21 protein-coding genes are annotated in these 20,844 nt (G+C 69.4%); 8 read left to right on the top strand and 13 right to left on the bottom strand.

Going from position 1 to position 20,844, the window contains the following annotated elements:
• Window positions 1-126: 126 nt before the first annotated feature.
• From U3653_RS14540 to U3653_RS14530, 3 genes are all read right to left on the bottom strand, one after another.
• Window positions 127-615 (bottom strand): M15 family metallopeptidase, encoded by a 489-nt coding sequence (locus U3653_RS14540; RefSeq protein ID WP_323123996.1) that lies wholly within the window; start codon window positions 613-615, stop codon window positions 127-129.
• A gap of 948 nt (window positions 616-1,563) precedes the next feature.
• Complete coding sequence (locus U3653_RS14535) at window positions 1,564-2,028, bottom strand: hypothetical protein (RefSeq protein WP_323123995.1); 465 nt, start codon at window positions 2,026-2,028, stop codon at window positions 1,564-1,566.
• A 136-nt stretch (window positions 2,029-2,164) separates the two neighbouring features.
• Window positions 2,165-3,841, bottom strand: coding sequence for a fumarate hydratase (locus U3653_RS14530; protein WP_195080074.1), 1,677 nt, complete (start codon window positions 3,839-3,841; stop codon window positions 2,165-2,167).
• 274 nt (window positions 3,842-4,115) lie between these two features.
• On the opposite strand from U3653_RS14530, the gene U3653_RS14525 reads away from it, so the two are divergent.
• A complete protein-coding gene (locus U3653_RS14525) occupies window positions 4,116-4,586 on the top strand; it encodes a MarR family winged helix-turn-helix transcriptional regulator (protein ID WP_195080075.1) in 471 nt (156 codons plus the stop codon).
• A gap of 2 nt (window positions 4,587-4,588) precedes the next feature.
• Here the strand turns inward: U3653_RS14525 and mftD are convergent, their stop codons facing one another.
• Together mftD and mftE are read right to left on the bottom strand one after the other, a co-directional pair.
• Window positions 4,589-5,812 carry a pre-mycofactocin synthase MftD gene (gene mftD / locus U3653_RS14520; protein WP_195080076.1) on the bottom strand — a complete coding sequence of 408 codons (1,224 nt, stop codon included), beginning with the start codon at window positions 5,810-5,812 and terminating at the stop codon, window positions 4,589-4,591.
• Window positions 5,809-6,510, bottom strand: a complete 702-nt coding sequence (gene mftE / locus U3653_RS14515) for a mycofactocin biosynthesis peptidyl-dipeptidase MftE (protein ID WP_195080077.1) — start codon at window positions 6,508-6,510, stop codon at window positions 5,809-5,811. The genes mftD and mftE overlap by 4 nt, the downstream gene beginning before the upstream one ends.
• Before the next feature lie 64 nt (window positions 6,511-6,574).
• Here mftE and mftR point away from each other — a divergent pair, with 64 nt between their 5' ends.
• From mftR to U3653_RS14485, 6 genes are all read left to right on the top strand, one after another.
• Window positions 6,575-7,171 carry a mycofactocin system transcriptional regulator MftR gene (gene mftR / locus U3653_RS14510; protein WP_195080078.1) on the top strand — a complete coding sequence of 199 codons (597 nt, stop codon included), beginning with the start codon at window positions 6,575-6,577 and terminating at the stop codon, window positions 7,169-7,171.
• A 136-nt stretch (window positions 7,172-7,307) separates the two neighbouring features.
• The gene (locus U3653_RS14505; RefSeq protein ID WP_039798458.1) at window positions 7,308-8,213 is read left to right on the top strand and encodes an STAS domain-containing protein; all 906 of its coding nucleotides are present in this window, start codon (window positions 7,308-7,310) and stop codon (window positions 8,211-8,213) included.
• A 12-nt stretch (window positions 8,214-8,225) separates the two neighbouring features.
• On the top strand, window positions 8,226-8,615 hold the full coding sequence (locus U3653_RS14500; RefSeq protein ID WP_039798459.1) for an STAS domain-containing protein: 390 nt from the start codon (window positions 8,226-8,228) through the stop codon (window positions 8,613-8,615).
• Window positions 8,605-9,018, top strand: coding sequence for an ATP-binding protein (locus U3653_RS14495; RefSeq protein ID WP_051020806.1), 414 nt, complete (start codon window positions 8,605-8,607; stop codon window positions 9,016-9,018). The genes U3653_RS14500 and U3653_RS14495 overlap by 11 nt, the downstream gene beginning before the upstream one ends.
• Window positions 9,011-9,646, top strand: a complete 636-nt coding sequence (locus U3653_RS14490; protein ID WP_195080079.1) for a SpoIIE family protein phosphatase — start codon at window positions 9,011-9,013, stop codon at window positions 9,644-9,646. The genes U3653_RS14495 and U3653_RS14490 overlap by 8 nt, the downstream gene beginning before the upstream one ends.
• Window positions 9,643-11,928: a SpoIIE family protein phosphatase gene (locus U3653_RS14485; RefSeq protein WP_195080080.1), complete on the top strand. Its 2,286-nt coding sequence runs from the start codon at window positions 9,643-9,645 to the stop codon at window positions 11,926-11,928. The genes U3653_RS14490 and U3653_RS14485 overlap by 4 nt, the downstream gene beginning before the upstream one ends.
• On the opposite strand, the gene U3653_RS14480 is transcribed toward U3653_RS14485, so the two are convergent.
• Window positions 11,879-12,937, bottom strand: coding sequence for a DUF4185 domain-containing protein (locus tag U3653_RS14480; protein ID WP_195080081.1), 1,059 nt, complete (start codon window positions 12,935-12,937; stop codon window positions 11,879-11,881). The genes U3653_RS14485 and U3653_RS14480 overlap by 50 nt on opposite strands.
• A 488-nt stretch (window positions 12,938-13,425) precedes the next feature.
• Between U3653_RS14480 and U3653_RS14475 the strand changes: the two genes are divergently transcribed.
• On the top strand, window positions 13,426-14,628 hold the full coding sequence (locus U3653_RS14475; protein ID WP_195080082.1) for an AI-2E family transporter: 1,203 nt from the start codon (window positions 13,426-13,428) through the stop codon (window positions 14,626-14,628).
• A gap of 32 nt (window positions 14,629-14,660) precedes the next feature.
• Here U3653_RS14475 and U3653_RS14470 read toward each other — a convergent pair whose 3' ends face one another.
• From U3653_RS14470 to U3653_RS14440, 7 genes are all read right to left on the bottom strand, one after another.
• Entirely contained in the window at window positions 14,661-15,668 is a 1,008-nt protein-coding gene (locus U3653_RS14470) for a DNA topoisomerase IB (protein ID WP_195080083.1), read from the bottom strand.
• 113 nt (window positions 15,669-15,781) lie between these two features.
• A complete protein-coding gene (locus U3653_RS14465) occupies window positions 15,782-16,492 on the bottom strand; it encodes a DUF8020 domain-containing protein (protein ID WP_195080084.1) in 711 nt (236 codons plus the stop codon).
• Window positions 16,493-16,497: 5 nt separating this feature from the next.
• Entirely contained in the window at window positions 16,498-16,875 is a 378-nt protein-coding gene (locus U3653_RS14460) for a PepSY domain-containing protein (protein WP_195080085.1), read from the bottom strand.
• A gap of 318 nt (window positions 16,876-17,193) precedes the next feature.
• Window positions 17,194-17,352, bottom strand: coding sequence for a hypothetical protein (locus U3653_RS14455; RefSeq protein WP_195080086.1), 159 nt, complete (start codon window positions 17,350-17,352; stop codon window positions 17,194-17,196).
• 84 nt (window positions 17,353-17,436) lie between these two features.
• Window positions 17,437-18,498 carry a TIGR03617 family F420-dependent LLM class oxidoreductase gene (locus tag U3653_RS14450; RefSeq protein WP_195080087.1) on the bottom strand — a complete coding sequence of 354 codons (1,062 nt, stop codon included), beginning with the start codon at window positions 18,496-18,498 and terminating at the stop codon, window positions 17,437-17,439.
• A 171-nt stretch (window positions 18,499-18,669) separates the two neighbouring features.
• Window positions 18,670-19,215 (bottom strand): hypothetical protein, encoded by a 546-nt coding sequence (locus U3653_RS14445; RefSeq protein ID WP_195080088.1) that lies wholly within the window; start codon window positions 19,213-19,215, stop codon window positions 18,670-18,672.
• Window positions 19,216-19,371: 156 nt separating this feature from the next.
• Entirely contained in the window at window positions 19,372-20,748 is a 1,377-nt protein-coding gene (locus U3653_RS14440; protein ID WP_324722380.1) for an APC family permease, read from the bottom strand.
• Window positions 20,749-20,844 lie beyond the last annotated feature (96 nt).

Raw genomic sequence — 20,844 nt, 5'->3', positions numbered from 1 at the left:
CACGTCGCGCCGGGCCGGGCCGTCATGGCGGCCTCATCGCCCCCACGGCTGGCCCAGCGGGAGCAGCGATCGGCGCGCTCGCATCCGCACCGGGCTGCCGATTGCGTTCTTACCGAACCGGCCCGGTCACCGCACGCTGGCGTCGGGCAGCATGGGCGGGCACGCTGTGCCAGGCACGGTTTGCAGTTCGAAGTGCCACCATTCGTTCTCGAACGATCGGCACAGCCCCCAGCGGTAGCCGTTCGCCTCGAGCCAGTTCGCGCCCTGCTGTGGACCGACGTCGATGGCGTCGCCGGACACGTGCGTGGACTCCTCCGGCGGCAGCACCCAGCGACGCGCGTTGTCCGGCCCGTAGGTCGCCACACCGTCCTCCCACAGCGCCTGCTGCTCGGCGGGCGTCCGGTATCCGGACGTGATGGACAGCGGCACTCCCTGCGCGTGCGCCTCGCGTTCGGCCAAGGTGTACGCCAGCGCCAGCGCGGGATCGAGCCCCTCCGTCCCGGTCGCCGAGCCGACCGACTCGCGCCGCTCGATGACGGTCGTATCGGCCCGCGCCTCCCCCGCCGAGATACCAGCCGTGATCAGCGCAGGAAGCGCCGCTACCGATAGTCCCACCGCGATCCGGCTCCGCCCAGCATTCCCAAGCACCATGCGCCGATGCTATCGCCTGCGATCACGTATGCCGGGTATGCCCCGATCCCACATGGGCGGCGGAGGTGTTCCTACGGTGTCGACGCATGACTTCACCGGTGACTCACACTGGTCGCACAAGTCGTCGCCGCACGTGTGCCCGGCTCGGCAACACGGACGCGCGGGACTGTCGAGTGAATGCGGCGATCGTGTCCTTCACGAGTCCGCGGCAGTGCGCGCCGAGGCCCTTCGGTTCGCCTTTGCTCCGATCACTCCCCCGCGTCCGGTGTCGAACGTCACCCCGTTGTCCACGCCCGAATCGGCGAACACCGATGGGCAGCGACGACAACGGGCCATGGCTTGCAGCGGGCGCGACGTCCACACGACAGCCGCTGCACCGATCGGCGCCATGTGGACAACCGCGAGCGAATTCCACAGAAAACTCCACAACTTGGGATAATGCCAATCTGATATGTCCGTTATGCCCTCAATTGCCCTTGGACAGCAAACATTTCGCTCTGCCTGGAACGAATGATGTCCACAATCTGTGCACGTGCTGTGGATCACAGCAACACACGGTCTGTCATCAATCCTGAATCAGCCGTCGATAAGCGGCTTTTGAGCGATTTGCGCCGGATCGAAGCTTGCCGACGCGATGAGATCGAATCGCCGCGAAGAGCTTTCGCGTAGCGATGCGTCCCTTTCGGTCTGTATGTCGTACCTTTCCGGGACTCGGCAAACGGACGCACTGCGCGAATCTCCCCCGCCCGCCGCACGGCGAACGATCCGAAGTCTCAGAACGCACTGCGGGCGGCCGGCGCTCGTGCCGCCAGCCGCCCGCAGGTGGGGTGGATCATCCACAGATGTCGGGAATTTCACATTCGCTCCCCAGTCATGTGAAGACCGGCCGCACCACACGGCACGGTCCTCCGATCACATCCCGGGCGGACCTCCCAGCGCGCTCGGACGCGGCCGAGGCGAGGTCATCGGTACGCCTGCTCGGCGAATCCACTCCGCCGCTTCCCTGTTCCGCGCGATTCGCTCCAGGATTTCCCCGTCGTGCGCCCGGGCGTACGCGAGCGCCACCCTGATCTTGCTCGCGTGCAGATCCGCCTTCGCGCTCAGCACGGCGATGCGGCGCTCCACCGGGCCGTCCAACTCCCGCAGGCGCGCAACGACTTCCCAGACCTCGGGACCGGCCGTCAGCGCGGCCCGCCGGTCGTGCAGCGGACCGCGGAAGACGATTCCGGGGTGGTCGAGCTGGTCGACGCCTTCCTGGATCAGGCGATCGAGCAACGCGGTACAGCTGGTTCCCTCGCGGGCAGCGCGATCGGCCAACCGGGAGGCGGCCGACTCGGTGATACACAACGCCGTCGGTACTGGTCTGGACGTGCTCATAGCTCTCCTCGACCTGCATCGGTGCCGGATCAACGATGTTCTCCGCTAAGCGTGCCCGCTGCGACGGCGCCGCCGCCCCGGTGATCGGGGTGACATCGTCATGTCCTGGCCTGCCGCGGCAGGCCAGGAGGCCGGCTCAGACGCGCTCTTTGGAGCGGGTGCGCACGCGCAGCGCGATCGGCTTCTGCGTTTCGGCAAAGAAGTCGTTGCCCTTGTCGTCGACGACGATGAACGCGGGGAAGTCCTCGACCTCGATCTTCCAGACGGCTTCCATGCCCAGTTCGGGGTACTCGAGCACCTCGACCGACTTGATGCAGTCCAGGGCCAGCCGGGCGGCGGGCCCGCCGATGGAACCGAGGTAGAAGCCGCCGTGCTCCTTGCACGCCTTGGTGACCTGCGCGGAGCGGTTGCCCTTGGCGAGCATGACGAACGAACCGCCCGCCGCCTGGAACTGGTCGACGTAGGAGTCCATCCGGCCCGCGGTGGTCGGCCCGAAGGAACCGGACGCGTAACCCTCCGGCGTCTTGGCCGGGCCCGCGTAGTAGACTGCCATGTCGCGCAGATAGTCCGGCATCGGCTCGCCCGCGTCCAGCCGCTCCTTGATCTTGGCGTGCGCGATGTCACGGGCGACGACCAGCGGACCGGTCAGCGAAAGCCTGGTCTTCACCGGGTATTTGGACAATTCGGCACGGATCTCGTCCATCGGCCGGTTCAGGTCGATGCGCACCACGTCGCCGCCGAGGATGGCGTCGGTCTGCTCGGGCAGGTACTGCGCGGGCTCGCGCTCGAGCTGCTCGAGGAACACGCCTTCGGCGGTGATCTTGGCCAGCGCCTGCCGGTCCGCCGAGCAGGACACGGCGATGGCCACCGGGCAGCTGGCGCCGTGCCGGGGCAGGCGCACGACCCGCACGTCGTGGCAGAAGTACTTGCCGCCGAACTGCGCGCCGATGCCGAAGGACTGGGTCAGCTTGAAGACCTCCTCCTCCAGTTCCAGATCGCGGAAGGCGTGCGCCGACAACGAGCCCTCGGTGGGCAGATTGTCCAGGTAGTGCGCGGAAGCGTATTTCGCCGTCTTCAAGGCGAACTCGGCGCTGGTGCCGCCGATGACGACCGCGAGGTGGTACGGCGGGCAGGCCGCGGTGCCGAGCGAGCGGATCTTCTCGTCCAAGAACTCCAGCATCCGCGTGGGATTCAAGATGGCCTTGGTCTCCTGGTACAGAAACGACTTGTTCGCCGAGCCGCCGCCCTTGGCCATGAACAGGAACTTGTAGGCGGGGTTGGCCGGATCGCCCGCGGTGGAGTACAGCTCGACCTGCGCGGGGAGGTTGGAGCCGGTGTTCTTCTCCTCCCACATGGTGATCGGCGCGAGCTGCGAGTACCGCAGATTCAGCTTGGTGTAGGCGTCGAACACGCCCCTGCTGATCCATTCCGCGTCGTCGGCGCCGGTCAGCACGCCCTCGGACTTCTTGCCCATCACGATCGCGGTGCCGGTGTCCTGGCACATCGGCAGGATGCCGCCCGCGGAGATGTTGACGTTCTTGAGCAGGTCGAGCGCGACGAAGCGGTCGTTGCCGCTGGACTCGGGATCGTCGATGATCTTGCGCAACTGGCCGAGATGCGCAGGACGCAGGAAGTGACTGATGTCGTGCATCGCCGTTTCGGTGAGCAGCCGCAGCGCCTCCGGTTCGACCTGCAGGAAGGTGCGCCCGTTGTGCTCGAACGCGCTGACGCCCTCGGTCGTGAGCAAACGGTAGGGGGTGTCGTCCGCGCCGATGGGCAGCAGGTCTGAATAACGGAACTCCGGCGCGGTCACCAGTCGCACTCCTTCGAACGGGCCCGAACACCGCGAACGGCCGGGCTGGTCACGAGCACAGCGAGCCTAGCCACCGGCGCGAACGCCCTACTGGTTAGGCAACCCTATCTCGGACAGTTGGCCAGCAAAGGTTGCACGTTCAACCCCGGTGATGCTACCTCTCGTCTGGTGAGAAAGCGCCCGGACGTCCGAGTCCGGCCGCGCGCGGACCGTTCCCGCGCCGCACCTCGCGGCGCGTGACGTTCCGGTACAAGTCGGAGTTTGGAGCGCTGTCGTGACCGATCCCCATTGGCTCGACGACGTCGAGATGCGCGCCTGGCTGGGCTTCGTGCGCACCCGCGACCTCATCGCCGCGGCGGTCGGGCGGGATTCCACCAGGGAGTCCAACCTCACCTACGTCGAATACTCGGTGCTGGCCTATCTGGCCGAGTCGCCGGACCACCGGCTGACCTTCGCCGACCTCGCGGCGAAGCTCGAGTGGTCGCAGAGCAGGCTGTCGCACCAGATCACCCGGATGGAGAAACGCGAACTGGTCGTGCGCGAACCCATCCCCGACGACGCCCGCCGCACCGCCGCCAAACTCACCCCGCGCGGCGCCGACGTGCTCACCGACGCCGCGCCCGCGCACGTGCAGAGCGTGCGCAGGCACATGATCGACATCCTCGATCGCCAGCAGCTGGCCGCCTTGGCCGACATCTACGACACCTTGCTGGCGCACCACCGGCGCGCGGCGGCCGAGCACTGAACTCAGGCGTGCGTGGCCGTGTGATCGACGGGATCGCTTGCCGCGGCGGCGTTTTCGGGCAACCCGAGCGCTCGCTCGAAGCCCGGTGGCACCACCACGTCCGAACGGTCCAGGTCGGTGACGCGCGTCTTACGCAGGCCGAGCAGCGCAGAATCTATGCCGCCGCGCAGGATGTCGAGCACGTTCTCCACACCCGCCTGCCCGTTCGCGGCCAGGCCCCACAGATAGGCGCGCCCGATCAGCACCGCGCGCGCACCCAGCGCCACGGCTTTCACCACGTCGCTGCCGCGCCGGATGCCGCCGTCGAGCAACACCTCGACCTGCGAGCCCACCGCGTCCGCCAGCACCGGCAACGCCCGGATCGCGGCCGGCGTGCCGTCGAGATTGTTGCCGCCATGGTTGGACACCGAGATCGCCGCCACGCCCGCGTCCACCGCCCGCAGCGCGTCGTCGACCCGCATCACGCCCTTGAGCAGCACCGGCCCTTCCCACTGCTCGCAGATCCAGCGCACGTCCGCCCAATCCGGCGCCGGCGTGCCCATCCATTCGCCGTAGGCGCCGAAGAAGCCGGGTGCGGGTGCGTCGCCGATGGCCATGTTGGGCGCGGTCAGATCCGGGATGCTGCCCGACCGCACATAGGTCGCCAGCCAGCGGGGACGCGCCAGGGTCTGCGGGGCGAACTTCAGCATCGTGCGCAGATCCAGCTTCTCCGGGATGACCGGGCTGCCCCAGTCCCGCCCGTGCGAGAAGGACCAGTCCAGCGTCAGGATCAGCCCGACCGCGCCCGCCCGCTTCGCCCGGTCCATTCGCCGCAGGATCTCGTCCTTGCCGCCGCACCAGTACAACTGGAAGAACGTCGCCGGGTTGGCCGCGATCACCTCTTCGATCGGCTTGCTGGCGAACGAGCTCAGGCCCATCGCGATGCCCCGCGCCGCGGCCGCGCGGGCGACGGCGACCTCGCCGTCGGGATGCACCGCCTGCACACCCGTCGGCGAGATCAGCACCGGCATCGAAAGCTGCTGTCCCAGTACCGTCGTGGACTGGTCGCGCTCTCCGATCGGACCCGCCACGTGCGGCGCGAAACCCAGTTCGGTGAAGGCCCGCTGATTGTCCTCGATGGTCTGGCCGCGCTCGGAGCCCGCGATCAGCGCGCCGTACACCGACTTCGGCAGGCGCTTCTTCGCCCGCCGCTGCGCTTCGGCGACGGTCTCGAACCACGGATTCATGTTCCGGTCCTTTCCGGGGAGTTCTCCGGCCACCACAGCCGGGTTCGGTCGAGCAGGTCGGCGCTCAGGTGATCGAGCAGGGCGGCGCCCTCGGCGGCGGTCGCGCCGGCCGGGTCGCCGAGCACGCCGTTGGCGCTGACCGCGCGCACCCCGCCGCTGCGCAACAGCGGCAGCAGTTCGGCCAGCGGACGGGTGTCCCCGGCCGCGGCGCGGTCACCGCGCACGCGCTCCGGCGCGAGGGCCAGTTGCAGCGCCGTCTCCGACCGGCCCGCGTGCGGGTCGCCGTCGAAGCGCGGCAGGTACAGGCGCACGTCGCGGGATTCGGCGCGCAGCAGATCCGTCGCCCGCCGCAGCGGTTCGATGTTGCCGCCGTGCCAGTTGACCAGCAGGATCCGTTCGAAGGTCTCGGTCGCCGAGCGGCACAGCTCGACCACCAGCAGTTCCAGCGCCGCCTGCCCGATCGACAGCGTGCCGGGAAAACCCGCGTGCTCGCCGCTGGCGCCGTACGGGATCGCCGGTGCGACGAGCACGTCCGCGCGCGCCGCGGCCAGCCGGGCGCACAACGCCGCGGCCACGTCGGTGTCGGTGGACAGCGGCAGATGCGGGCCGTGCTGCTCGGTCGCGCCGACCGCGACGGCCAGGATCGCACCCGCTTCGGCGCGCGCGCCCGCGTCGGGCCAGGTGAGATCCGTCAACATGCGGCGACATTATCGTCAGTCACTGACAAAATCAAGAGTCGCGGCGGCCGAGCACAATCGAACAATGCTGGAGAACCGGGCCACGCGCGGCCGCCCACGCGGCACGACCAAACGCGAACTCGAACTGATCGCCATGCGACTGTTCAGCGAGCAGGGCTTCGACGAGACCACCGTCGAGCAGATCGCCGCCGCGGCGGGCATCAGCGGACGCACCTTCTTCCGGTACTTCCCCACCAAGGCGGAGGTGCTGTGGGCGCAGTTCGACGACGAGGTCGCCGCGCTGCGCGCCGCGTTCGCGACCGTCCCCGACGACGTTCCGATGATGACCGCGGTGCGCCGAGTCGTGGTGGAGGCCAACAAGTATCGCGCCGAGGACGTGCCGGAATTGCGCACCCGCATGCAGCTGGTGGCGACCGTTCCCGCGCTGGCCGCCACCGCGGGCGCGCACTACGACGCCTGGGAGCGCGCCGTGAGCGCGTTCGCGGCGGGCCGGCTCGGCGAACCGGAGGACGGGCTCATCCCGCTCGCGGTCGGCCGGACCACGCTTGCGGCGGCGCGCGCCGCGTTCGACGCCTGGCTGGCCCGCGCGGACGCGGACCTCACGGTGTATTTGGAGGAGGCGCTCGCAGCGCTGGAACGCGGGTTCGCTACGGTGCCGTGAGGTATTCCCGCACTCGAACTTCAGGCGAACAACCGGCAGGTTTCGGCGGCGAGTCGGGTGGGGTATGACTAGGCTCGGAATCGGCACGCGCCGAACGCACAGATCCCGACTGAACCGTCGAAAGGGGCAGGAGTCCATGTCCGAGGTGTCCATGAGCCTTTCGGCGGATTCCCTGACCGCGGGACCGATCGACCAATTGCTTCCGCAACTCGTCGAGCATCTGCGCCAGAACCGCACCGCGCTGCGTGAGGAGTGGGCGCGCCGCATCGCCGACGCCCAGCTGCTCACCGCGATGACCCCGGAGGAGATCTTCTCCGAGGCCACCTCGATCTACGACGGCTACGTCGACGTGCTCGAGACCGGTAGCGTCGAAGCGCTGCAGGCCTACGCCCGCGACCTGTCCGAACGCATCATCCCGAGAGGCGTCGAGACCGACGAGGTCATCGGCATCGTGCTGTTGCTGCGCGACGTGCTCGCCCGCAGCCTCTTCGAGAAGTATCAGTCGGACTTCGAGCTGCTCAACAAGGTGCTCGACGCCTACGAACCGGCGGCCAACCGCATCGCCAACACCGTGACCGTGTCGTTCGTGCAGGAGCGCGAGCGCGTCATCCGCCAGCAGCAGGAAGCCATCCGCGAGCTGTCCACGCCGGTGCTGCAGGTGCGTGAGCAGCTGTTGATCCTGCCCATCATCGGCGTGCTCGACAGCCAGCGCGCCCGCCAGCTCACCGAGCAGCTGCTGCGCGCCATCCGGGCCAACCGCGCGAAGGTCGTCGTCATCGACATCACCGGTGTGCCGCAGATCGACTCCACCGTGGCCAACCACCTGGTGCAGACCGTCGACGCGTCGGGTCTGATGGGCGCGAACGTGATCATCACCGGTTTGTCCTCGGAGATCGCCCTCACCCTGGTCACCATCGGCTTGGATCTGTCGAAGATGAACGCGGTCGGCGATCTGCAGGGCGGTATCGAGGAAGCGGAACGACTGTTGGGCTACGAGGTTTCCCGCGTCACCGAACGGGTTACCGAACGCGACGGCCGCTGATCAGGCGCGCCCATGCCGGTTCCGATTCTCAAACAAGGGACGTATCTCATCGCCTCGGTGCAGTCCGCGCTGACCGATGCCGACACCGAGCGTCTGCAGGACGACCTGATGAAACAGGTCAGCAAATACCGGGCGCACGGCATCATCGTCGATGTCACCGCGATCGACGTGATGGATTCGTTCGCCGCGAGATCGTTGCGTACCATCGCGCACATGACGCAGCTGCGCGGCGCCGAAACGGTGATCGTCGGTCTGCAACCGGAAGTCGCGTTCGCCATGGTGCAGCTCGGTCTCACCTTCGAGGACATGCACACCGCCCTCGATCTGGAAGAGGGGCTCGCCTGGTTGGACCGCAAGATCCCAGCCCGTCGCCAGCGAGACGGTCGTGACAGTGGCCGCTGAGAACGTGGTGATCGCGGTCAGGGTGTCCGGGGACATCGTGACCGCACGTCAAGCCGGACGCGAACTGGCAGCGAAACTCGGATTCACCCTGACCGACCGCACGATGATCTCCACGGCGATCTCCGAGATCGCCCGCAACATCACCAGTTACGCGGGCAGCGGCGAGATCCGTCTGCTCGTCGACGACCGGGAGGGTCGTCAAGCCCTGGTGGTGCAGGCCGAGGATCAGGGGCCCGGCATCATCGATATCGCCAGGGCACTGGAGGACGGCTACTCCACCGGACGCGGGCTCGGGCTGGGTCTGCCCGGCGCCCGGCGGTTGATGGACCGGCTGACCGTGGATTCTGCGCCGGGTCGCGGCACGCTGGTGGAGATGTGGAAGTGGGTACCGAACGGTGCATGAGGACGGGTTCATCGGCCGGATCGAGTGGGCGGTGGCCGGACGCGCACTGCCCGGTCAACAGGTCTCCGGTGACCGCGGCGTCGTCCTCGACGCCGGTGGCGGCACCGTCCTGTTCGCGGTCCTCGACGGGCTCGGGCACGGCGCCGCCGCGGCGGACGCGGCCGATCGCGCCGCGCGGGTGCTGTCGGAGAACCGCGCCGAACCGCTGGACGTGCTGATGGTGCTGTGCCATCGGGCGATGGCCGACACCCGGGGGGCGGCGATCTCGCTGGCGCTGTTCGACGAAGGCGACACGGTGCGCTGGCTCGGCGTCGGCAATGTCGAATCCCAGGTGCTGACCGCGGGTCCGGCGGGCAGCCTGCGGGTGCACGCCACCGTCCTGCTGACCGCTGGCATCGTCGGTTACCGCCTTCCGGCCAACCTGCAGCCGCAGTCGGTCGCGGTCCGTCCCGGTGATCTGCTGCTGATGTCCACCGACGGCATCGTCACCGAATCGGCTTCCGCCATTGACCTTTCCAAGTCCACCGCCGACATCACCGCCGATATGCTGGCCCGGCACGCCAAGGACACCGACGACGCGCTCGTGCTCGCCGCGCGGCACCGTGGCGCGGGAGGGGCGGCCAGATGAGCGCCCTGCTGGCCGACTTCCTGGACGACTACGCCGATGCGCTACGGCGGCACATGGATTCGCCCACCCAGGCCGGTCTGGCCGAGGGATACGAGCTGGGCAGGCGCGCCCTGGTCGAAGGCATCAGCCTGCTCGACCTCACGGAGAACCACTTCCGCGTGGTCCAGGACGCGGAGGAACGGCAGCAGAAGGAGGCGGCAGCCGAGGGCGGCGAACCCGCGGCACGCCTGCCGGAGACGGCGCTGGAATTCCTGTTGCAGACGCTCGTCCCGCTGGACATCGCCACCCGAGGCTATCTCGACGGCACCCGCCGCTACGAGCAGCAGCGTTCCCGCGCCGACGATCTCGCCGGACGCGACGCGTTCCGCACCGCGCTGGTGGAGTCGCTGCAGGACGGCTTCTTCGTCGCCGACGCGCAGGGCACCATCATCGAGGTCAACACCGCTTTCGGCGCCTTGACCGGCTACGGAGCGGCGGGTGTCCCCTATCCGCTGCCGCATCCGTGGTCGAGTCCGGAGGGTCCGCGCTATCCCGATCTCGGTACCGAGGCACAGCGCTTCGTCATCCCGATCCGCCACCGCGACGGGCGCAACGTGTGGCTCGCCGTGAGCACCAGCGCCCTGATCAAGCCCGAGGGAAACGAGCGGATCTTCGTCGGAACCCTCCGCGACATCACCGCCGAACACGACGCGCAGGCGCGCGACCAGGCGGCCTCCCGGCTCGCCACCGCCGTCGGGGCGGCCACCAGCGTGGTCGAAGTGCTCGCCGTCGGTCTCGACGAGCTGCGCCGCACGGTGGGCGCGGAAACCGCGGTGGTTGCCGTGTGGCCCAGCCGCAACGCGGTGCCGGAGGTGTACGTCTCGGGCACCGGCGCCGACAGCACTTCGCACAACGGCGCCGCGTCGCTGGACGACGCCTCGCGCGCCCTGCTGGAGCGCGCCAGACGCAGGCCGCCGCGCAGCCTGCTGGCGCTTCCCGACGGAGCCGAGAGTTCCGAGGGCATCGTCGCTCCGCTCGGCGAGACCGGCGACGCGGCGGTGTGGTTGCGGTTCGCGGCGCCACGGGCGATCAGCGCCGCGGACTGGACGCTGTTCTCCTTGCTGATCGGTCACCTCAGCCTCGCCGTGCAACGGGCGCGCAACTTCGACCAGGCTCGCGCCACCTCGCTGACCCTGCAGCGCGCCATGCTCGGCCCGATCGATCTGCCGCCGCGTTTCTCGGTGCACTACGAGCCCGCGCTGCCGCCGCTGGAGATCGGCGGCGACTGGTACGACGTGGTGCCGCTGCGCGACGGCACCATCGGCGTGGTGGTCGGCGACTGCGTCGGCCGTGGGTTGTCGGCCGCGGTCGTGATGGGCCAGTTGCGGACCGCGGCCCGTGCGCTGCTGCTGCGCGGCGCGGGCCCGGCGCAGCTGCTCGCCGAACTCGACACCGTCGCCGCGCGCATCCCCGGCGCCATGTGCACCACCGTCTGCGCCGCCGTGCTCGACCCGGTGCGCGGTCTGGTGCGCTACAGCAGCGCCGGGCACATGCCGCCGATCCTGGCCGACGTCGCCAGGACCGGCCGTCTACTGGAAGGCGGGCGCTCGGTGCCGCTGGCGACCTTCGATACGCCGCGCCGACCGGAGGCCACCACGGCGCTGACACCGGGCTCGACCTTGGTGCTGTTCACCGACGGTCTGGTCGAGCAGCGCGGCGTCGACATCGACGACGGGTTCGCCAAGATCGCCGCGGTGCTCGCCGACACCTCGGGGCGGCTGCCGCGCGAAGTGGCCGACGCGGTGCTGTCGCGCCTGCGGCCGTCCGCCGGCTACGACGACGACGTCGCCATGGTGGTCTACCGCCAGCCGCCCGCGCCGCTGCGGCTGGACGTGCCCGCGCGCGCGGACGAACTCGCGGTGCTGCGCCGCACGCTCAAGGGCTGGCTGGCCGCCGCGGCGGTGCCGCACGACCTGGCCGCCGATCTGGTCGCCGCGGCCAACGAGGCGTGCAGCAACAGCATCGAGCACGCCTACCGCAACGACGACAACGGGCGGGTGCGGATGTCCGCCACCTGCGATATCGACACCGTCGTCATCGTGGTCACCGACACCGGCGACTGGAAGCCGCGGGCCTCCGATCCCGGGTATCGCGGCCGCGGTATCGACATGATGCGCGCGCTGACCGAGGAACTCGACATCGACCACTCGGAATCGGGCACGACCGTGCGGATGTCGGTGACCCTGCCCGCGATCACCTTCCCCGTCGCCAATCCGTTGCGCGGAACGAACCGCCGCGTCTGACCACTCGCCCTGCGGTGATCGCAGCGGCGGGCCGGACTCCGTAGATCCGGTACTGCATGCCCCGATAGGGATTCCCCGATTCCGCCCATTCGCTGACGATCATGCAGAACGCGCCGTCGAACCTGCTGTCGGGGTGGACATAACACCCGTACAGGCGCGGCACGATATCCGGACCACCCGGCGCCCAGAACGACCCTTTCACCGGCCGATAGGTCCAGGCTGTGCGCCAGTTGTCGGTGATTCTCGCGGCGACCTTCACGAAGGCTCCGTAGGCCCCGGCATCGAACCCCGACATCACCCAATTGCCCTGGATGCGGCGCAATCCGATCTCGCCGAGCTTCGTGCCGTCGGCCAGGATGCCGAAGCGCGGATCGCCGCCGGGATCGCGGCCCCAGCCCCAGTCCTGCCCGTTCCAGCCCCATCCTTGCCAGGCCGCCGGGTCGACGAGCGCGGCATGGCTCTCGCGTACCCGCCACAGCAGCATGTTCTTGTTCCTGGCCAGCCCGCCGGTGGAGATGACGTAGACGTAGCCGTCGCCACCGCGTTCCCAGGAGATCATCGTGCGTTTTCCGCCGTAGGCGCTGGTCGACCACCGGACGCCGGTGTCGGTCCAGCTGTCGCCGTTGTCGTCGGAATAGCGGATCTCGCACCATCGCTCGTTCGCCAAGCCTTGGGTGACCATCACCCACAGATAGATCCGGCCGCCGATCGTGAGGGCGTCGCAGGGCAGCACCGTGGAGTACTCCGGATTGTCGTGCACGTAGTCCCATAGTTGCCGGGCGTTCCGCGCCGCCGACCGGAATTCGATCGGTGCGGACATGTCGTGGGTGCCGCTGCGCAACAGCATCGGCGCACGCCAGTTGGGCCCGCCCACCGCGGGTTCGGTGCCGGAGAAGGTATCGCCGAGCAGGTATCCGATCTCACCGCTCGGCATGCGGAAGGGAATGAACAGATCCGAGCCGCCGATGTCGGCCATCGGAAGGGGGTTCAGGTTCTTGATCTTGGGCATCGCCGGATCCCGTCGATTCTGGAGCGTCGCTGATAGATCGGCTCGTGAGGATCACCGCGAGGTGTGCACGGGCTACTTCACCAGTATCGGCCGAAGATGGCTGCGACGTTGCTGAATCCGAAGGACGAGGAGATCCGAGAATGCGGAAACCGACTGCGCAGCCTGTGTTTCGGCAGCTCGATTCCGTCCCTGGCCGCAAGACACCGGCATCCGGCGCGGATTTCGCGGGTCGCTTCGGATGTGCAGGGTGTTCGCCGGTGTTGGGAACGCGTGGATCAGCCTTACCGATCGAGCGAGTCGATAGCACCGGGACGCGGCCTCCGACGACGTGCGCACGCACCGACGCCGGCGTCCGAGTCCGCGTCCGAAGCGGCATCTCGGCTCGGCGGCAGGGTAGCCCGCCCCTGGTCCGGGTTTGGGCGGCCGAGCAGCGGGTAAGCCGCGCACTGCCATACCGGACCAGCTCACCCACCGATCGGACCGAACGCATGTCCGAAAGAGACACCGCCGGCGCGCGACAGCCCGCCCGTGATGCCGCGGACGCCGGACACAGCGGCGACATCGCCCAACCCCATGGCACCGACGAAGCCGGTCCGATCATCTCCGCCGAGGCCGAAGCCGCCCGTGCGCGCAGTGCGGAATTCCCCTTGGGCCGACCGGGACGCCCCTTCGATCGGCGCTCGCCGTTCATGGTCGGGATGACCGGAGCCGCCGGCGTCGCGGTGACCTACGCCGCCATTCGCACCGTGCTCGCCGCAGGCCAGACACTGATCCTGATCGTGGTGGCGTTGTTCCTGGCCATCGGCATGGAGCCGCTGGTGTCGCGGCTGGTGCGGCCCCGGTTCCCGCGCTGGGCCGCGGTGACGACCGTCTACCTGGTCGGGCTCGGCCTGTTCGCCGGATTCCTCGCCGCGGCGATACCACCGTTGCTCACGCAGGGTGAAGCGCTCGCGCACAACGCCCCCGACTACGTCACGCATCTCGCCGACCGCTATCCCTACATCGGCAGCCTCGACCAGCGCTTCCACCTGCAAGACCGGCTGCGGCACACGCTCGAATCGGATTCATCCGGGTTGACCACCGGGGTACTGGACGCCGGGCGCGCGGTGTTCTCCATCGTCAGCAGCACGGTCATCGTCGCGGTGCTGACCGCCTACTTCATGGCGAACTTCACCCGGGTGCGCGCTTCGGTCTACCGGCTCTTCCCCCGCTCCCGGCGCCCGCGCGCGATCCTGATCGGCGACGAGATCTTCGCCAAGGTCGGCGGCTACATTCTGGGCAACCTGGTCATCTCGCTGATCACCGCCGTGCTGACCGGCATCTGGCTGCTCTTCTTCGACGTGCCCTACCCGCTGCTGCTGGCCGTGCTGGTGGCCGTGCTCGACCTGATCCCGATCGTCGGTTCGACGCTGGCCGGGGTGATCGTCGCGCTGGTCGCGTTGACCGTCTCCCTGCCGGTCGCGATCGCGACCGTCGTGTTCTTCATCGCGTTGCGCTTGGTCGAGGACTACGTGCTGGTGCCGCGCATCATCGGCCGCGCGGTGCACGTGCCCGCGCTGGTGACCGTGGTGGCGGTGCTGCTCGGTGGCGCGCTGCTGGGAATCATCGGGGCTTTGCTGGCCATTCCCGTCGCCGCGGCCGTTCTGCTGATCCTGCGCGAGACCGTGCTGCCCTCGCTCGACGAGCGGTGATGAGGACCGGTTCGTGCCCCGACGCGCAGGTATCACCTTGTCCGGCGAAGCATGCGGATGACCGCGCTGTCGATGACCGCCCGCTCCGCGTCCGGGGATCCGGCCCGGCGCGCGCGGCGCAGCGCCGCGGCGACCGTCGTGCCGTTCTCGAAGGCGGTGACCACCCGCGGATCGACGTAGGACGCCTGGGCCACGGCAGGGGTGTTGCCGAGCGCGGCGGCGACCTCGTCCATGACCTCCCGCACCGCACGCCTGCGCGCCCGGTGGTTCGACGGCCGTTCGATCGCCGCGAACGTGGCCGCGGCGAGGACGGTCGCCTGCCAGGTACGCAGGTCTTTGACGCTGCACTCGCAGGCGGCCAACTCCTGGAAGCGGGCGTTGATGTCGTCGGCGCGCAGTTCGCCGTAGCGGTCGCCGTCCCGGTACACCAAGAGCCGGTCGGAGTCCGCCCTGCTGCGCAGCAGGGATCGAACGGCCTTGGCAAGCAGTGGGTCTCGCACGCTCACTCGTCGCCGGATGCCGCCCTTGGCGACGTAGTCGAAACGCATCTGCTCCCCTGACACCCGGACCTGCTCGCGCAGCAGCGTCGCGACTCCACGGGTGCCGTTCTCCTCCGCGTACTCCTCGCCCCCGACCCGGAACACCCCGCGATCCACCAGATCGATGGCCACCGCCTCCACTCGCCGCCGCGTCAGCCCGCGCAGGGTGAGGTCCTCCCCGACCTGCGCGCGGACCTGCGGCAGACGCGCGGCCAGCGCCAGGACCCGGTCGAACTTCTCCTCGTCGCGCTCCTTGCGCCACTGCTCGTGATAGAGGTACTGGCGCCGACCCGCGGCATCGATGCCGACGGCTTGGATGTGACCGTTCACGTGCGGGCAGATCCACACCTTCCGCCAAGCCGGCGGAATCGCCAACCCGCGAACGCGTTCCAGCGTCTCGTCGTCCACGGGTTCGCCGTCCACCGTGCGATACCCGAATCCGCGTCCGCGCCGGACGCGTTGCAGTCCGCCGTCGTACGGTCGGCTACGGCGCAATCGCATGCTCACATCAGATAGCTGCCCTGTCCTGGGCGGACGAAACAGTGCCAGGCGCCAGGTCCCGGCAGGACGACCTGGCGCGGCACGTGTCGGGTGCCGATCCGTCCGGCCGGAGCCTACGGGGCCGGCGGGACGAAAGGCTGATTGACCGTGGTGAAGTACTGCACCAGGGCGGCGACGGCGATCGGCGCGGTGACGAAGAGCTGACCGGCGAGTGTGCCCAGAGCGCCGACGGCCAGGATGCCGCCCAGACAGCCGACGGCGGCGGCCGGGATGAACGGGCCGAACATGCCGACGATCGTCGCGGCCGCGACGGTCGCGCCCGCGATGCCGCCGAGCACGCAGCCGACCAGGCCGCCGCCGAGACCACCCGCCACGGTGCCGATCGCGGCGCCCGTGGCGATGGTGTCCTTCAGCCGGGTGAACGCCGCGACCTCACGCTCGTACGGGGTCCGCCAGCGCGCCGAGTCCTCGAAGGGAAGGGCGACCGGGCGGTACTGCGCGTGCTCGACGTCGAACAACGGTGTCAGCGTGGCGGTCCGGTCGCCGATGTCGGCCGCGATCGGGAAAACGAAGTCGTCGACGCGGAATTCCAGCGGCGTGCCCGCGAGGACGGTGCCGTCGTCGGCCGCGACCGCGAACACCCCGTTCTCGGCCCGCAACGAGCCCGAGTCGATCCGGACGACCACGCTCTCGGCCGAGGTGGTGGCGGTGTAGTTGACCACCTGCCCACCGGCTTCCCCCGGTACGGCGACGGCGTTTCCGGCCGAGCCGCAGGCCAGGGCGACGGTGAGGGTGGATATCGTGGCGATCTTGCGCAGAACCATGTCCGTCAGTCCTGCTTCACCGTGCCCAGTACGGCCCCGCTGTTCGCGTCGACCGTCACCTCGTGCTCGATGCCGTCGGGCGTCCTGAGTTCGACCTCCCACACCGCCGTCGCCCCCTCCGCGTCGAGTTCCGCGGAGACCACGGTGCCGCCGGGCAGGGCTTCGCGCGCCTTGTTCACGGCTTGCTCCCTGCTGATCGTGGGCGCCGCGGTGAGCGCCCACTCGTGGTCGGAGAGGTACGCGGCGACGGCGTGCCGGTCGGGCGAGTGCGAACCGGTGGCGGCGTACAGCGCCACGGGCCCGCCGACGAGCAGCCCGGCGACCACGGCCGCCGTGAGCAGCGCGCGCCGACCGCGGAATGCACGGCCAACAGTGGACTTCATGGTGAAACCTCCTGCCAGAGTGGTGATCTCGAAGACGAAGATCACCTTCGCAGGAGCCGGCTTAAGGCAGCCTGAAGTGACCTGAAAAACATTTCAGGAACGCGTTTTCCCTGTCATCGCCGGGCCTACGGCGTTAAGGTCGGTCACGGGTCGGGGTTTCCGGGGGTTTTCGCATTCGTCTCCGTCGGTGAGTCCCGACGCTGCCCGCGCCGGCTGTGCCCGCTGCTCAGCTGTCGCCGAGGCGCGAGGGTGGGTGCGCTCGATCCCCTCCGAAAGCACCCACCTTCCCGAACCGCCGCGCCGACCGGCCCGGTGCGCTCATTCGGCGACGAATTCCGCCTCGCGTTCCACCGCCTCGGCTCGGTATTGCGCGGTTTCTGCTGGGTGCCCGCGCCAATGCGGTGTCGAATCGGCCGTGGTGCGGCCGACCGAGCCGCCGAAGTCCTCGTAGCCGCGGGCATGGGGTGGAACAGGCATTGGTGCGGTCAAGGCGACGTCGCCCGGGTCACCATTCTTTCGCGCACCGTGCGCCCAACGGATGACCCGGCTCATCTGTTGTTGCTACCTTCGCTGTCGGCTCTGGGCCGCGCCGACCGGCGCACGCGCCTCGGCTGTGCTCCCATGCAACGCGGCGACCAAGTCGGCGACGTCCGCCGCATCCGGTGTGTACCCGGGGAAGTAACAGCACACCTCCTCGATTCCCGCGCCGAAGCGGGTCCGGATCTGCGCGGCGCATTCTTCCGGCGTGCCCGCCACCCCGATCGTGCGCACCATCTCGTCGGTGACCGATGCGCGCATCTCGCCGAAACCGCCGGTCTTGGACAGCGCGTTGAGCTTCGGGTGCAGCGCCGCCCATCCCTCGACTTCGAGGACGGGACGATACGCGGGCGTGGACCCGTAGAAGGCGATCAACGAGCCCACCCCGCCCATCGCGGCGGCCAGCCTTTGCTCGGTGCGCCCCATCGCGACCATGACCTGGGCGATCACCGGGAACTCCGCCGCGCTCCGCCCGGCCCGGCGCAGGCCCTCGGCGACGGCGGGCAGCGTGCGCTCGGTGAAGTGACGCTCGCTGTTGAACGGCATCACCAGCAGTCCGTCGGCGACCTGCGCGGCCTTGCGGGTCATCACCGGTCCGAGCGCGCCCATCAGCACCGGCGGCGGCCCGAACGGGTTCGGTCCCGGATCGAAGGTGGGCGGCATCAGGGTGTGCGTGTAGTACTTGCCGCGAAAGTTCAACGGCCCCTGACCCTCCCACGCGGCAAGGATCGCCTTCACCGCCGCCACGCTCTCCGCGGTGCGCTCCGCGGGCTCGCCCCAACTGCTGCCGTAGCGCTTCTCGATATGGGCGCGGATCTGCGAGCCCAGCCCGAGGCGGAAGCGCCCCTCGCTGTAGACCCGCAGATCGTAGGCCGCGTGCGCCAGATGCATCGGGCTGCGCGGCCCGGCGATCGCCACATTCGTCATCAGTTCCATGGACGTCGCACCGGCCGCGACGACGAGCGGGAAGAACACGTCGTGCGGCCCCTCGAAGGTGAACAGGCCGTCGGCCCCCGTCTTCGCCGACGCGCGCGCGTCGGCCGCGACCTGCCGTGGCGCTCCCGTGACCTGCAAATGGACCTTCACTTCGACCTCCGTCGGTCATCGGTGCGCCACGTCCTCCGCGACACGACGACCCCATGGTATGGACAGCGCTCCGTGCATGTGTCCAGTCCGCCGGAATCGCCCTCGGCAGCGATGCGCCGCAGGGTGATCGACGGCAGCACCGATGGGCGGCGGAAATCGTCACGGATGACGTCAGGCGCCCGAGCGGGATCTCTCACGCACGGTGACGACGACCACGAGGTCGCCATAGGGAGCCGCGCCCATGGCCAGCCGGTGGCTTAGGTGCGCCAAGCCGAGCCATCGTCCGTATTTGGTCAGCATGCCGGTTCGCACATGGTCCATCAGCGGCCCCGTGCGAACCAGCTCGGCCGTGCCCTGATGCTGCCGAGACCCCAGGGCCGGCTCCCCTCGCCAGTCTCCGGCCTGCACGATGACCCGGTGCTCGCGGGCCAAGTGCCGAGCCTCGCGCGAGTGCGACGAGATCCGAATGGCCAGACGCCCGCGGTCGAGCGGTAACACCAAGTGCGGGACGGTATTCCAGCGCCCCGTCGCCTCCGGCCGCGGGTAGGTCACCCGCACCGTTTTCGCATCCCACCACAGCATCCCCGGATGCCATTCGCTGGGCCGATCCGGCACGTCGAGGACGCGATGCGCCGCCTGGGGTCGGCTGTGCCGCCGCGGGGTGTAGCCGTGGAGTCTTCGACCGAGCGAGGAGCCGCCGTGCACGGGATATGCCATCGCGTGGAACCTCCGGGACAGGGGTGGACTGCGGGATGTCGATCCGATCTGGCGTACTGCGATCGGCGCCGGGACGCTGTCGCAGATTCCGTGTACCACCAGGCTCGACCCGGTGCAACGACATCGTCGTGTCGTCGCGCGATGGAAAGCGAATCGTCACGCGCCGCGCCGGGCCGCGAAGGCGCCGCGACCGGCGGCGGCGGACCGGCGGGCACGGATCGCGTTCACGACGGCGAACAGCACTCCGATGCCGACGAGGAGGCAACCCCGCAACCACACCTCCCCGTCGATCCGGGTGAACAGGAACAGGCAGGAAATCAGACCGAGCCACGGCACGCCGAGCGGCACGCGAAAATGCTCGGCCCCGTCGGGATCGCGCCGCAGGAGCAACACCGAGATGTTGACCGCCGTGAAGACGACCAGCAGCAACAACACCAACGTCTCGGCGAGAGAGGCCACCTCCCCGGTCAGCGCGAGCGCCAGCGACGCCGCCGCTGTCACCGCGATCGCCACCCACGGCGTCCTGCGGCCCGGCAGGATCCGGCCCAGCGCCCGCGGCAGCAGCCCCTCACGCGCCATGCCGTAGGCCAGCCGCGAGGACATGATGCCGGTCAGCAGCGCCCCGTTCGCGACGGCCACCAGGGCGACCACGGCGAACAGCTCGTCCGGAACGCCACCGGCCACGCGCACCACCTCCAGCAGCGGACCGCTGGAATTCGCCAGCCGGTCGGTGGGGACCACCGCACCGGCCGCGAACCCGATCAGCAGGTACACGCCACCGGCGGTGAGCAGCGCCCCGAAGAGCGCACGCGGATAGGACCGGCGCGGGTCGGCGACCTCCTCCGCCAGATTCACCGAGGTCTCGAACCCGACGAAGGAGTAGAAGGCCAGCACCGCGCCCGCGAGGGTCGCGCCGACCACGCCGTGCTTCGCGGTCCCCACCTCGGCGAGCCGGGCCGGTTCGGCGTCGCCCCGGACGACCACCCACGCACCAAGCCCGATCACCAGGACCAGCCCGCCGAGTTCGACCAGGGTCGCGGCCACGTTGGCGCCGAGCGACTCCTTGATGCCGTACACGTTGAGCAACGCCAACGCGCCGAGGAACACCACCACGACCAGCGCGGTCGGCAGCGTCACCAGGGCGCGCAGGTAGTCCGCGGCGAACGCCCTGCTCAGCGCGGCCACCGACACGACGCCGGCCGCCAGCATGCAGAAGCCCACGAGCGATCCAGCGGCCGGCCCGAGCGCGCGGCCCGCGTAGTGCGCCGACCCGCCCGCTCTGGGGTACTTCGTCGCCAGCTCGGCGTAGGAGCCCGCGGTGAGGCAGGCCAGGGTCAGCGCCACCAGCAGCGGCAACCAGATCGCACCGCCGGATTCCCGCGCGATGTTCCCGACCAGCACGTAGACGCCCGCGCCCAGGATGTCACCGAGGATGAAGAAGTACAGCAGGGGCGTGCTGACCGCCCGTCGCAAAGTATCCGCCACAGGGCGGCGGATACCCGCGTCATCGAGGCTGAAGCCCGCGCCGGACACGACCGCGTCACACCCTTGCGAACTCGTCGCCGAGCGAGAGTTCCCGCGGCTGCGACCGCCTCCCTCGCGCGTCGCGCCAGTCTTCGTGAGGCGGTT

Source organism: Nocardia implantans (assembly GCF_035544775.1).
Classification (GTDB): Bacteria; Actinomycetota; Actinomycetes; order Mycobacteriales; family Mycobacteriaceae; genus Nocardia; species Nocardia implantans.
This window is presented reverse-complemented; position numbering and strand designations above follow the sequence as displayed.